This is a genomic window from Colwellia sp. Bg11-28, from assembly GCF_002836245.1.
GTDB classification, from domain to species: Bacteria; Pseudomonadota; Gammaproteobacteria; order Enterobacterales; family Alteromonadaceae; genus Colwellia; species Colwellia psychrerythraea_A.
In genome coordinates, this window is sequence record NZ_PJBA01000006.1 from 513,948 (window position 1) to 527,611 (window position 13,664).

Sequence of the window (13,664 nt, forward strand, 5' to 3'; positions counted from 1 at the left end):
CCTTTCGGGAACTTGTCAGGTAAGTGACAAGTTCACAAATTTGTTTAGGTTCAGAATAACAAGGGACTGTTGAGCTTTTGCGGTTGAATTTTGTTCGAGATAAAAGCGTTTTAATTGCGGCGAGTAGTGTGTAGCCTAGTCATTCTAAGCAAATACTACTCAACAAAGAGTAAAACGCTTTTAGCCGAATCCTTCGGACAGCATTTGTTAGTCATTTTTACGGCGTTATCGCATTTTTATGTGGAACAACCACATGACAAAGGCTCTGCCTTGTATAAATACGTAACAAAACGCTGCAAAATCAATCTCGAAAGTTCAATAGACCCTAGACCAATACAAAATTTATTTATTCTAACTTCTCTGACATAGCTCTGAGTAGGGAATAAATTTATTAGAATTGGTATGATACTAATAGTTAAATAACTTAACGCATTTAAAGTTAGATGAGTAAGAAAAAACATGGCAAATAAAAAACACAAAGCGAGTAGTCAGCGTTGGTTGGATGAACACTTTGATGATGAATACGTAAAAAAAGCGCAACGTTTAGGGTTACGCTCACGTGCAGTTTTCAAACTTGAAGAGATAAATATTAAAGATAGATTGATTAAACCAGGTATGAAAGTTGTCGATTTAGGTGCAGCCCCAGGTGGTTGGTCAGAATATGCTGTTAAGGTTGTAGGTGATAAAGGGCAGGTTGTTGCTTGTGATATTTTACCTATGGATGCCATTGTTGGTGTTGACTTTCTTGAAGGTGACTTTAGAGAAGAAGAAGTACTTGATGCATTATTGACTCGTATAAATGGCAAAAATATTGACGTTGTTATGTCTGATATGGCGGCGAATATGACTGGTAATGAAAGTGCTGATTCAGCGCGTAGTATGTATCTTGTTGAGTTAGCACTAGATATGTGTAGCCAAGTATTAAAACCTAATGGCGCATTTGTGGTAAAAGTATTTCAAGGTGCTGGCTTTGAAGATTACATGAAAGCGACCCGTGCAGTATTTAAAGCGGTTAAAACCCGTAAGCCAGAATCTTCTAGAGCGCGTTCGAGAGAAGTATATTTAGTGGCTACTGGCTACAAAGGTTAGTAACATTTTACTGGGGTAAGTTGTAACTAGTTGTTACTGGCGACTAAAGTTAAATAGCGACTAGCCTTGAATTGTAGTAAATTAGGCACAATAGACTAGTATAGATTTATTATAATAAATATTTTAAATATCACAAGAGGTCATTAAGTTGAGCGATATGGCGAAAAATCTTATTTTATGGTTAGTTATTGCAGTTGTTTTGATGAGTGTATTTCAGAGTTTTTCTCCAAATACCACAGAAGATCAACAAATGGATTACACCCGCTTTATTCAGGATGTACGTCAAGGACAGATTCGCGATGCGAGTGTTGATAGAAATGGCGTAATCACGGGTGAAAAGCGTAGTGGCGAAGCATACAAAACCGTTATACCTGGTGGCTATGATCGTGATTTAATTAACGATCTTGTTAAACAGGGTGTTCGTGCTGAAGGTAAATTACCTGAAGAAACGAGTTTCTTAACGACTATTTTCGTTTCTTGGTTCCCAATGATTTTGCTTATTGGTGTATGGATTTTCTTCATGCGTCAAATGCAAGGTGGTGGCGGCAAAGGAGCTATGTCTTTTGGTAAGTCTAAAGCACGTCAGTTAAGTGAAGAGCAAATCAAAACGACTTTCGCCGATGTGGCTGGTTGTGATGAAGCGAAAGAAGACGTTGCTGAATTAGTTGATTACTTGCGTGAACCTAGCCGTTTTCAAAAGCTTGGTGGACGTATTCCATCAGGTATTTTACTTGTCGGTCAACCAGGTACAGGTAAAACCTTATTAGCGAAAGCTATTGCTGGTGAAGCGAAAGTTCCTTTCTTTACTATTTCAGGCTCAGACTTTGTTGAAATGTTTGTTGGTGTTGGTGCATCTCGTGTACGTGACATGTTCGAACAAGCTAAAAAAGCGGCTCCTTGTATTATCTTCATCGATGAAATCGATGCGGTAGGTCGCCAACGTGGCGCTGGTATGGGTGGTGGTCATGATGAACGTGAGCAAACACTTAACCAAATGTTAGTTGAAATGGATGGTTTTGAAGGTAATGAAGGCGTTATCGTTATTGCCGCAACTAACCGTCCTGACGTATTAGACCCTGCATTACTTCGTCCTGGTCGTTTTGACCGTCAAGTAACCGTTGGTTTACCTGATATTCGAGGTCGTGAACAAATTCTTAAAGTACATATGCGCAAAGTACCATTAGGTGATGATGTTAAAGCTGAAGTTATTGCGCGTGGTACGCCAGGCTTCTCTGGTGCAGATTTAGCTAACTTAGTGAATGAAGCTGCTTTATGTGCTGCACGTACGGCGCGTCGTGTTGTTAGCATGAAAGAATTTGATGCAGCTAAAGATAAAATAATGATGGGCTCAGAACGAAAATCAATGGTAATGAGTGAGTCAGAAAGAGAAATGACTGCTTATCATGAAGCTGGGCATGCAATCATTGGTCGTTTAGTGCCAGATCATGATCCTGTTTATAAAGTGAGTATTATTCCTCGTGGCCGTGCCCTTGGTGTGACTATGTACTTACCAGAACAGGATCGATTTAGCCATTCTAAGCAACATCTAGAAAGTAACATTTCTTCTTTATATGGTGGTCGTGTTGCCGAAGAAGTTATTTACGGTAGTGATAAAGTTTCTACTGGTGCTTCGAACGATATTGAGCGTGCAACTAACATTGCTCGCAAAATGGTAACTCAATGGGGCTTATCTGAAAAAATGGGTCCTATGTTATTCGCTGAAGAAGAAGGTGAAGTATTCTTAGGTCGTACGTCTGCAAAATCATTGCATATGTCTGATGAAACAGCGAAAACAATTGATGAAGAAATTAAATCAGTAATTAGCCGTAACTATCAACGAGCAGAAGACTTAATCAAAGCAAACATGGATGTATTACATGCCATGAAAGATTGTTTGATGAAGTATGAAACGATTGATGCCTTACAAATTGATGACTTGATGGCTAGAACATCTGTTCGTCCTCCTGCTGGTTGGGAAGACAAAGGTGGTTCAAGCTCTAATTCGGATGACAGCAAAGGTGATAAAGCTGCAGATGTTGAAGCGACTGATAAAGATGCTGAAACAACTAGTGACCCAGAAGAAACTAGTCAAGTAAAACCTGATACAACTAAGCCAAGTGGTGATACACCAGCAAGCTAAGATGTTTATATCATTATTAAAGCCTCGTTATTTACTGTAAATACCGAGGCTTTTTCATATGTAGAGCTTTCCTATTTACTCTTCATATATACCCGTTCCACTTGAAGACGCTCGTTTCAAATGGAGCGGGTATAAACACAAAAAGAAAGATCAAAATGACAAAAGATAATTTTTCAGCTAATAACGCAGATAATCAACAAGCCGAGCAGAAGCAAAATAAACCTCAAGCGCAAGTGATGGGCATCTTAAATATTACTCCTGACTCATTTTCCGACGGCGGAAAGTTTGCCACGTTTGATAAAGCGCTAGCGCAAGTCGAACAAATGATACTTGATGGTGTTGATATCATCGATATCGGCGGCGAATCTACACGCCCTGGTGCTGTTGATGTGAGTGTACAGAATGAGTTATCACGCGTTATTCCATTACTTAAAGCGATCAAATCAAATTTTGATATAAAGGTGTCAATCGATACCAGTAAAGCCGAAGTAATGTCACAGGCAATCGCTCATGGTGCAGATATTATTAATGATGTTCGAGCATTACAAAATGAAGGCTGTTTAGCGGTATTAGCAAAGAGTCATGTACCAATTTGTTTAATGCATATGCAGGGTTTACCACGCTCGATGCAAAATAACCCTCGATATGATGATGTTATTGGCGACATTAAGCAGTTTTTTATTGACCGAATTAAAGTATGTGAACAAGCAGGTATAAACCGAGAACGTCTAATTTTAGACCCCGGTTTTGGCTTTGGTAAAACGCTGGAGCAAAATTATCAATTACTTGCTCAACTACACCAATTTAGTGAATTAGGTTTACCGCTGTTGTCTGGAACATCGAGGAAATCAATGATAGGCAATTTATTAGCGCGTAATGTTGATGAACGTCTTGCAGGTAGCTTAACTACCGCTATAATAGCCGCACAGCAAAACGCTAGTATAATTCGGGTGCATGACGTTAAAGAAACTGTTGATGCCCTAAAAGTATTATCCATAACAGCTAAATACCAGTGATGGTCAGTTGCAGCAGAACAAAGACAACGTTAGATGAATTCAATGAATATCTAACGGAAATTGCTGCAATAAATAAAGCTATACAAGAAAGTATATAAGGAAAAATATGTCAGATCGTAAATATTTTGGTACCGATGGTATCCGTGGTTTAGTGGGTCAATATCCTATAACACCAGAATTCGTGATGAAACTAGGTTATGCCGCGGGTAAAGTACTCGCTGGTCAAGGCACTAAAAAAGTGCTTATTGGTAAAGATACGCGTATCTCTGGTTACATGCTTGAATCCGCACTTGAAGCTGGATTTTCAGCGGCAGGTATCGATGTAGGCCTTCTTGGACCTATGCCAACGCCAGGTATTGCTTACCTTACTAAAACATTCAGAGCCGAAGCCGGCATTGTTATTAGTGCGTCGCATAATCCTTTCTACGATAATGGCATCAAATTTTTCTCTAATACAGGGGAAAAACTCCCTGATGCGGTGGAGTTAGCTATTGAAGCTGAATTAGATAATCCAATGGGTTGTGTTGAATCAGCAAAACTCGGTAAAGCGAGTCGTGTTAATGATGCAGCGGGGCGCTATATCGAATTTTGTAAAAGTAATTTCCCTAGCAAAATTTCATTAAAAGATTTAACTATTGTGGTTGATTGTGCCCATGGTGCGACCTACCACATAGCGCCGAATGTATTTCGTGAATTAGGCGCAACGGTTATTGAAATCGGCACTGCGCCTAACGGAACCAATATAAATCAAGGGTGTGGTGCAACATCTATGGCAGCAATCAGCAAAGCTGTTGTTGAACATAAGGCTGATTTAGGTATCGCCCTTGATGGTGATGGCGATCGTATTATGATGGTTGACCACACTGGTTATGTTATTGATGGTGATGAAATTATTTATATCATCGCCTGTAATGATTTAAAAACGGGTCGAAAAGAGGGTGGCGTTGTTGGTACCCTGATGAGCAATATGGGTTTAGAGTTAGCTTTAAAAGAGTTAGATATCGAATTTGCTCGCAGTAATGTTGGTGACCGCCATGTAATGGAGTTATTAAGAGAAAAAGGTTGGCAGCTAGGCGCCGAAAACTCAGGTCATGTCATTAATCTTAATCATACATCTACGGGTGATGGTATTATTGCTGCGCTTAACGTACTTACTGCGGTAACTAAACAAGAAAAATCGTTATTTGAGTTACGCCAAGGCCTAACAATGCTTCCGCAATTACTGGTCAATGTTCGTTTTTCGGGACAAAATAATCCTTTAAATGATGCTGATGTATTAGCTGCTGTTGATGAAGTTAATGAAACACTAACGGGTCGCGGTAGAGTGTTACTTCGTAAATCAGGTACTGAACCACTTATTCGTGTAATGGTTGAAGGTCCAGATATGGATGAAGTGACTTTATTAGCTAACAAAATTGCTGATTTAGTGAAACTTGTTAAGTAATTATTATTACTAATTACCACTATTAATAGCTAAACACCGCGATAAGTATAAAAAAACTGCAACTAGTAAAAGATATGTGTTAAATACTTGTATCTTTTGCGCAGGTTAGTTACTATCTCGCGGCTTCATTTTAGCAATGACTCCATTTAAATATTAACTGAAGTCATAAGATAATAACCTAGGCTAAGAGGTATAAATGACTAGACAAGCAATTGTAGCCGCAAATTGGAAAATGAACGGTGACTCAGCCCTAGTTGATACTATGGTTTCAGGGTTGGCTGATATTGAACTATCATCGCACGTTGATGTGGTTATTTGTCCTAGCTTCCCATATTTATCTGAACTTAATCAGAAAATAAAAGCAGCTAACTTAAATGAAGCTATCCATGTAGGCTCACAAAACGTGAGTGAACATGAAAGTGGTGCTTACACAGGTGAAGTATCCACGGCTATGTTGCAAAACTTAGCTATTAACTATGTAATAGTTGGTCACTCTGAACGTAGAAGTATCTTTAAAGAAACCTCTACGCAAGTTGCTAAAAAAGTTCATGCTGCATTAAATGCAGGCTTAACACCCATTTTATGTATTGGTGAAAGTGAAGCAGAACGAGCAACCGGAGAAACTGAAACCGTGCTATCAGCGCAGATTCAGCCAGTTATCGATGAGATAGGCATAGAGAAATTTAAGGATGTTGTTATCGCTTATGAGCCAGTTTGGGCCATAGGAACAGGTAAAACAGCATCAAGTGCGATGGCACAAGAAACACATCAGTTTATTCGTAAATTCTTAGCTCAACAAAACGAGCAAGTAGCGGATAAAGTACCATTACTCTACGGTGGCAGCGTAAATGCAGCTAACTGTGAAGAACTATTCGCACAAACTGATATAGACGGTGGTCTTATCGGCGGTGCTAGTTTAAAAGCGGAACAATTTAAAATTATTTGTTCTGCAGCGAAAGGAAAATAGAAATGTTGTATCAAGTATTAATTATAGTCTACGTACTAATTGCTTTAGCCCTAATTGGTTTAGTATTAATCCAACAAGGTAAAGGCGCAGATATGGGCGCATCTTTTGGTGCTGGCTCTTCTGCCACTGTTTTTGGTTCAGGTGGTTCAGGTAACTTCCTAACATCAGCAACTACGTATTTAGCAGTAGGTTTCTTTGTTATCAGCTTAATTTTAGGTAACTTAACGGCTAACCGTACTAAGTCGGTTGACGAGTGGAATAACCTAGCAGTTCCTACTGACCAAGCGGTTGATGCTATTCCTAGTGAAAGTGTTGAAGCAACTACATTACCAGCTGTTCAAAACAGTGATGTACCTGCATCAGACGAACCTGCTAAGAAAGAAGAAAACAGCAACGTTCCAGATTAAACTTAACTAAACCTCAATTTAGTTAGCAGTAAAAGTTAAAAATCTAGTATTGCGCGGATGTGGCGGAATTGGTAGACGCGTCAGCTTGAGGGTATTGTGAGCCTAAGAATTAAGTAGGCTGATTTACCTAAAAATAAGCAAGATAACTTAGCAATAAAGATAGTATAGAATAATATAAATTTAGTATTGCGCGGATGTGGCGGAATTGGTAGACGCGCCAGCTTGAGGGGCTGGTGACTTAGGTCGTGGGGGTTCAAGTCCCCCCATCCGCACCACTAAATTTACAAAATATACTTTAAAGGCCAGTAGCAAAATTGCTTAAGGTCTTTTTTTTGCCAAAAAAACGTCCCATTATCGTCCCACAACAGTCCCAAAATACAGTATTAAATCTGTTTTTTTCACTGTATCAAATATCCAATTCAGCTGCCGCTACCTTTATCCATTTTACGTGACCCTTTTTGTATAGTTTAGTTGATTCAGCATCTGTGTGAGCAGCTCTCGCTTGTGGATCAACACCTGATTGATCGTATTGATATATGGCTAAAGCTCTAATTTCATGAAAAGTAGGGCGCTCTTTAGGTTTTAGGTGGCTGTATAGTTTAAGTTCATCACGAAGTTTGGTAAATGCTTTAGTTAAGTAACTTGTTCTTAATTGAGTATTATGTTCTTTATTCTCCATTTTTTCATAATTTCTAATGAAAGATTTATGAACAATAAATGGGGACTCAATCCCATCGCTTTTAGACTCTTTTATTATTTCTTTGAGTCGTTTTGTTATAGGAATCGCAACTCTCGATGCTTCTTTTTCTTTAACTTTTTTCCTATGTATTTTCATCACACCATAAACTTTTATTTCATTTTCAATTAGCGGCTCATCATACCAAGTACAATCACTATATTTTAGGTGGCAAACTTCATGTATTGAATGAGTCGTTTGGAGACTAACATTCATCGCTATTTTGATAAATAAAGGAGCTTTTTTACTCATCTTTTTGAATGCTGATAACGAAAGCCTTTTTCTTTGTACAATATCTTTTGGCTTTCTTTTTTTTAAGTCTGCAAAATTTGTCTCCATACCCCCAAGATCTATTATGTAGCTAAAGGTTTTTTTTAAAAATGTAATTTTCTTATTAAATAGGTTATTAGATTTATTTTCCGCTACGGTTGCCAAAAAATTATTCACAAGTTTTAGATCTATGTCTTTTGATAGTGTATTGCCATGAAGCTTCGATAACCTCTCTAGGTCATGACAGAAGCCTTTAAATATTTGGTCTCCAATTTTGGATGTTAATAGTTCTTCAGCTTCAACTCGCTTCTTAATGATTGGAATCCAATACTTTAGAGGCTTATTAAATGAATCTTTTGGCTGTAATACATCTTGTATTAATATAGGTGGGCGCTGTGAGCTATTACAAAGGATTACTTCTTGAATAGCATCAGCTTCTTCTGTACCAATTGGGAAATATCTCTCTGTTCCGTCTTTATAGCGAAACCGATAACGTAACTTACCGCGTAATATCCTCTTATAAAGGCCTTGTGGTAGGTGTGAGTTTTCTTTTTTTCGAGCGCGAGGGCACATATAGTTCCCTTGCTATTGTTTGTATCTAAATTGTTTAACTATATCTATTTCTATCGTTGTTTCCGCAAATCCAACTAAGAAGTTTCCTCCATCACTGGTTCGATAGATTTCCACAGGAAAATCGCCTTTTATTAGTTTAATTCGTGCTGTTTTATATGTCATTTTCCATTTGACAAGGTATAGATCATAAAACTCACGGAGAGTAAGTATTTTCCAGTGGGGATGCTGTTTTAATTGTGTGTTTTTGGTGTAATATTCCATATATTGTCTCGTGCAAGGTGCATGGTGGCTGAGACATATAATCAATTATCTCAATAAAATCTTTTATATTCCAAGATTTTATTGATATCGTTATTTGTCTACTTATGTATTTTTGGAATAAGTTAATTTTAGGTGGTTGATATATATGTTATTTATTTTAACGTCATTTTACTGATGTTTTTTTTCTACTTTTTTTAATTATTATTCAAATATTTCGTATTTATAGTGTAGTAAGTTTACTACATTCTCGCTGGAGGCTAATTTATAATTAAATGAGGATTGTAGCCCTAAGTGCCTTGTAGACGCCCTTATTATTATGTCTTCTACATTAATTTTATCATCCATTAACTGAACTATTTTATTTTCATCCTCATTCAATTTTAATAGTTCTTTATTTAATTTTGGCTTTCTAACAATACGTGTATCTTTGGGGGGCAATTGTTCTAACTGAAGGTCAGCTAGTTTGTAATTAAATAGTATCTCTTGCCTAGGGAGCATTTGTGCCATTTCATCAGAAAATTTGAGCAACTTTGGATGCGCAAGACAATATAACCAAGAATTTTGAGTATGATTTAAATGTGAAGTGTTTATTCTCAAAGATCGTCCAAATATTTGTGAAAACAGTATTTTTGTCATTTTATTTGTTAGATAGACAATTACTTGAATTCGAGGTATATCAACACCTTCGCTGACCATGTCTACACTCACTAGCCACAAATCTTCGCTATTCTTAAATGTTGTTATAGTTCTTTCTGGATCTCGGTGGGCACTTGAGACAATTTTCACTTTTTGTTTATAAACATACTTTAAAAGCATATAAACCATCCTGGCATGTGACACATTTTTGCAAACGACTAAACCAGACGCATTTTTAATTGATAAGCGAATATCATGTAACTTCTCATTTGCATCAAACAATAATTGATTGATAATATTTTTATTCCATAATAATTCAGAATAAATTACTTTTTTTTCATTTATTAATGTCTCAATAGATAACTTTGAATCGCCCCCAATACCATCGGAAATATCATAAGATACTATATGGGGTATTTTGTTAATATTATCTCTTATTCCTTCGGCTAATGAATACTGTATATCTACGCTTGGAGTATTGTCAGTATATTCTATACATGAGATCGGACGATTATCAGATCTAAATAATGTACCACTCATACTTAATACTTTATTTGAATGCTTAGACAGCACTAATATCATTTCTCCCCAGCTATTAGATACCTCGATTTCTTCACCACAAAGATGATGTACCTCATCTAAAATTAGTAATACTCGATGCTTTTTTGCTATTTCAATAGCTTTAGTTCTTGTGTAATTTTGATTTGCGTATGTAACACAAATACCTCCCGAAAATGCGAGTCCGTCAAATGTTTTATTAAATTTTTGCTCTAGACTCTTTCGCATTGAGTTACATACGTTTGTCTGTGGAGCAGCATATATGATGTAATCAATTACATTGTTTTCAAGAAGAAAATATGAAATCTCGGTAGCAACCGTAGACTTTCCCGCCCCTGTGACAACGTTCATTACTACATTCTTTTGATTATTTAAATAAAGTGATATTGCTTTGTTAAGTCCTACTTTTTGCCATTTACGTAATTCTATATATTTCATATATTTCTAGTCTGCTCTAATCTAGTTTTAATTAGCTGAATTGTAATTTTCAAGGAATTGATCTTATGATGGCCTTGCTTGATGTCTTTATCTAAGCTCATAATTTCTATTTTTAAGTCTTCAATTAGTTCTTTATCATTTTTAAATCTAGTTAACCTCGCATTCAAACACTCTCTTAATTCAATAGTTTCATTTATTCCATTATTCTCAATATTCAGTTCTTCCTTTTCTTCTGATAATAACTTTAATCTAGATTGATATTTAATTAGGTCACTTTCATTTGTTTTAGCCATGTAAATTCTTAAGTTTGGACGGATTTTGATTGAAGAAATTTCGTTGTTTTTTACTAAGTCATTTAAAACGTTTTGTGCACGCTTATTTAACTTCTGTTTTAAATCTTTTGCTAATGGAACTTGCATTTCTAGCTGTTGACTAATACGGTTTACAACGTCTTTTTTTTTGTGATCCTCAGATGAAAAATTAAGTATATCTTTGATTATTTCACGTAGCTTTTTTTCCTGAGGTATCACATTTTTAACTTTATCCATAAGAGACTCTAATTTGTATTTGGCGGGATCTTAGTCTCTTTTATTTTTACAGTCAACGATTAAGTTTAGCAAGTTGTTGTTTTTAAAGTGAAATTTGTTCTATTTGTTCTATTTGTTCTATTTTTTATTAATTAGAATAGGGGAGTATGACTATACTGTAGCGGCATACCAAATGTTGTCGCCTATTAGAATTGGGAAAGCAGGGTTAATAAGGATTTTCTGCATTTAGGAATGCTAGATGGTAATCATTTAACAGATACTTGTGGCGTTCAAATTAAAGAATTAATTAGAAAGTTAAGACTCGAAGTTTCTCAAAAAAAAGCGAATCAAGAGATTGTAGATCTGGAAAAGTATCACAGTGAATATCATATAATTTCAACTGAACCAGAAAACCATCATCGAGTAGATTATATTTTGGCAACCTTGGAAGCTAAGGAAGATTTTTGTATAACTGGTTTCAGTCGTTTAATAGCATACGGTAAAGCTATATTTTTATATACTCTTCAATATTTAATACCAACATCGATGATGTTATTCGAGTTATTGATAATCAGCGATATATTGGGAGTTACAACAATTTTCTGTGGGGTTTTTGCTGCCCCTTCAACTATTACAGGTTGTAAACAATGCTAATAAGAGATTATGGTTAGCTATTCAATACAAAACCTAATCCATCTTAGTCGATAAGCAATAATACCTAACGTCTATTTTCTGGCATTAGTTAGCCTTAAATAGCGCAACGGCAGTAATGAGTTTAAAACTGTCGTCGGGAATAACGGTGGTGGTATTTCTACATAGCGCACGGTGAAACCTATTAAACTAATGTCTCATTGCTGTCGTTTTGGAGAGGAAGAACTTGAGTCCGTTTAGTATGAAGCGGTGTTAATCATCTTTGAAAAAATCTTGTAGATCGTCAAAGTCAGGGATGCGATTTCTGATAGGGGATACGCTTAATTCAAGCCCAAGGCCATTTATATACCGTTCATATACTCTAAGTGAACCCGTGAACTTCCCATTTTCTATTAATGATATAATAGATTTATGAACACCAGTTTCTTCAGATAAAGCCTTCTGAGTTTTACCAAGCTCTTTACGTTTATGGGTGATAATATTCCCATTTTCAATCCGACTAAACATAGAGCCCTTCATATATAACTTAAAGTAATTTGTTTACTATATAGTAAATAAATTGCATTGGTATAGCTTTGTTTACAATATAGTAAACTTTTCAAAGTTGATTATTAGTAAGAATGGCTTTGATATTGAGCTCACTTAAAAGTTAAAACCCAGTTGGTCACTATTTTTAAGCTTACGGATTCTTACTGTAGTGATAGTCTTTTTGCCACCTAGTTAGAGGAAACAGTCTTATGTTGTCATATCTTTAAGTGGTATTAGTGAGCCTTAGATAAATACTTTAACCACAATGATGATGTTCTGCTGCCAAGGTGTTCTAAGCCACTAAAATGGTCATATGGTAGTTAAAGAAGCAGCGGTACATTTCATTTTTACTGGTTTACAATTATTAGCAAGATTGAAATAAATCACTAAGTAGTGAGTTGAAATCTTGGTTAATTACAATATTGCTTTTTAATTTGACCGTAACTACCTTTTTCTTTATCACTCAACGTTAAGTTGTAGGTCTTATAAACTCTGAGAAAGCGAGATATGTATTGACACTGATTAGCTGGCGGTAACCATGCATTTAATCCCTTTGCTCCTTTTTGTTTATTCAACCTTGCTTCGACACTCAATAGATTTGCGGGGTCGTTTGCAAACTTTACACGCTTGGCTTTAGTCCAGTGATTCGCTCCGTGTAACCATGCCCACTCCAGCGATACAACATGGTCAATGTCTATCTCTGAGGCCACATATAGAGTTTTCCCTGAAAATGGTGAAATCCATTTTCCTGATGCTACCTCACACTCCTTTTCTGTTTTAAACAGGACAGGCGACAAAGAATAAGTGATGAGTGTTTCCATTCTTGAGTTCTGGCAGTCTTTGTTACTGTCAGCCCAGCCATGCCCAAACATCTTTCGTGAATAATTTGACGATATAGTTGATTTTTTCTGTGTGTGAACTGGTGTAGAGGAAGAGTTTTTAGCTAGTCTGCCACCGGATTCGATACACGACGCTAAACTATTAAACGAAGTAAAGTTCTTAGTACGTTTGTAGGATGGGCTTTTTAGGTCGTGGCATATATCTGACTTTGATTTCTTAATCGTTTCAGCATTGGCTAAAGGAGTAAGTAAAATAAGGTTGAGCAGTACAGAAGGGAATAATAAACTTTTGAATGTCATGTAATAAGTACCGAATATGTATTTTGACTTAGTAGAAAATTTTAGAAAGGTCTCTTTGGCTTAGAAGTCTTTTCTTGTTAATAAAAGCTGCCGACTGTTCTTAAGGAGTTCATAGAATTTCACCTGTAAAACCCACAGGGACTAAAGACAATCGAATAATGCTCAACTTACCTTAATAGTATTTAGCATCAAAGTATTAAGTTTAATTCATTACCAATATTTTAATGCGCTATTGGTTTTAGTAATACCTAATTGATGATCGCACTTCATAATATCTCCAAAAA

At 36.3% G+C, this 13,664-nt stretch carries 14 protein-coding genes and 1 tRNA gene; 9 read left to right on the top strand and 6 right to left on the bottom strand.

All coding sequences use genetic code 11. The features are described 5' to 3' along the window. Positions 1-126: 126 nt before the first annotated feature. The 8 genes from CXF79_RS23615 (at position 127) to CXF79_RS09220 (ending at position 7,338) form a co-directional block, all read left to right on the top strand. Positions 127-369, top strand: coding sequence for a hypothetical protein (locus tag CXF79_RS23615; protein ID WP_101156224.1), 243 nt, complete (start codon positions 127-129; stop codon positions 367-369). A gap of 90 nt (positions 370-459) precedes the next feature. Then, entirely contained in the window at positions 460-1,089 is a 630-nt protein-coding gene (gene rlmE / locus CXF79_RS09190; protein WP_011044213.1) for a 23S rRNA (uridine(2552)-2'-O)-methyltransferase RlmE, read from the top strand. Positions 1,090-1,237: 148 nt separating this feature from the next. Then, the gene (gene ftsH, locus CXF79_RS09195) at positions 1,238-3,229 is read left to right on the top strand and encodes an ATP-dependent zinc metalloprotease FtsH (protein WP_041737089.1); all 1,992 of its coding nucleotides are present in this window, start codon (positions 1,238-1,240) and stop codon (positions 3,227-3,229) included. A 155-nt stretch (positions 3,230-3,384) separates the two neighbouring features. After that, a complete protein-coding gene (gene folP, locus CXF79_RS09200; protein ID WP_198560053.1) occupies positions 3,385-4,245 on the top strand; it encodes a dihydropteroate synthase in 861 nt (286 codons plus the stop codon). Between the two features lie 106 nt (positions 4,246-4,351). Next, positions 4,352-5,689 carry a phosphoglucosamine mutase gene (gene glmM / locus CXF79_RS09205; protein ID WP_011044209.1) on the top strand — a complete coding sequence of 446 codons (1,338 nt, stop codon included), beginning with the start codon at positions 4,352-4,354 and terminating at the stop codon, positions 5,687-5,689. A gap of 196 nt (positions 5,690-5,885) precedes the next feature. Beyond that, positions 5,886-6,656 (top strand): triose-phosphate isomerase, encoded by a 771-nt coding sequence (gene tpiA / locus CXF79_RS09210; RefSeq protein WP_011044208.1) that lies wholly within the window; start codon positions 5,886-5,888, stop codon positions 6,654-6,656. Between the two features lie 2 nt (positions 6,657-6,658). Then, entirely contained in the window at positions 6,659-7,063 is a 405-nt protein-coding gene (gene secG, locus CXF79_RS09215; RefSeq protein WP_011044207.1) for a preprotein translocase subunit SecG, read from the top strand. Between the two features lie 190 nt (positions 7,064-7,253). Continuing rightward, positions 7,254-7,338, top strand: a tRNA-Leu gene (locus tag CXF79_RS09220). Positions 7,339-7,469: 131 nt separating this feature from the next. Here the strand turns inward: CXF79_RS09220 and CXF79_RS09225 are convergent. The 4 genes from CXF79_RS09225 to CXF79_RS09240 all read right to left on the bottom strand — a co-directional run bounded on the left by CXF79_RS09225 (position 7,470) and on the right by CXF79_RS09240 (position 11,083). Further along, complete coding sequence (locus CXF79_RS09225) at positions 7,470-8,642, bottom strand: tyrosine-type recombinase/integrase (RefSeq protein ID WP_101154716.1); 1,173 nt, start codon at positions 8,640-8,642, stop codon at positions 7,470-7,472. A gap of 12 nt (positions 8,643-8,654) precedes the next feature. Continuing rightward, the gene (locus CXF79_RS09230) at positions 8,655-8,903 is read right to left on the bottom strand and encodes a hypothetical protein (RefSeq protein ID WP_101154717.1); all 249 of its coding nucleotides are present in this window, start codon (positions 8,901-8,903) and stop codon (positions 8,655-8,657) included. 201 nt (positions 8,904-9,104) lie between these two features. Next, a complete protein-coding gene (locus tag CXF79_RS09235; protein ID WP_101154718.1) occupies positions 9,105-10,535 on the bottom strand; it encodes a DEAD/DEAH box helicase in 1,431 nt (476 codons plus the stop codon). After that, positions 10,532-11,083: a hypothetical protein gene (locus tag CXF79_RS09240; protein ID WP_101154719.1), complete on the bottom strand. Its 552-nt coding sequence runs from the start codon at positions 11,081-11,083 to the stop codon at positions 10,532-10,534. The genes CXF79_RS09235 and CXF79_RS09240 overlap by 4 nt, the downstream gene beginning before the upstream one ends. A 231-nt stretch (positions 11,084-11,314) precedes the next feature. On the opposite strand from CXF79_RS09240, the gene CXF79_RS09245 reads away from it, so the two are divergent. Then, positions 11,315-11,716: a hypothetical protein gene (locus CXF79_RS09245; RefSeq protein ID WP_101154720.1), complete on the top strand. Its 402-nt coding sequence runs from the start codon at positions 11,315-11,317 to the stop codon at positions 11,714-11,716. A 249-nt stretch (positions 11,717-11,965) separates the two neighbouring features. On the opposite strand, the gene CXF79_RS09250 is transcribed toward CXF79_RS09245, so the two are convergent. Both CXF79_RS09250 and CXF79_RS09255 read right to left on the bottom strand, forming a co-directional pair. After that, a complete protein-coding gene (locus CXF79_RS09250) occupies positions 11,966-12,232 on the bottom strand; it encodes a helix-turn-helix domain-containing protein (protein WP_232769128.1) in 267 nt (88 codons plus the stop codon). 419 nt (positions 12,233-12,651) lie between these two features. Continuing rightward, positions 12,652-13,380, bottom strand: coding sequence for an HNH endonuclease family protein (locus CXF79_RS09255; RefSeq protein ID WP_101154721.1), 729 nt, complete (start codon positions 13,378-13,380; stop codon positions 12,652-12,654). Between the last annotated feature and the right edge of the window lie 284 nt (positions 13,381-13,664).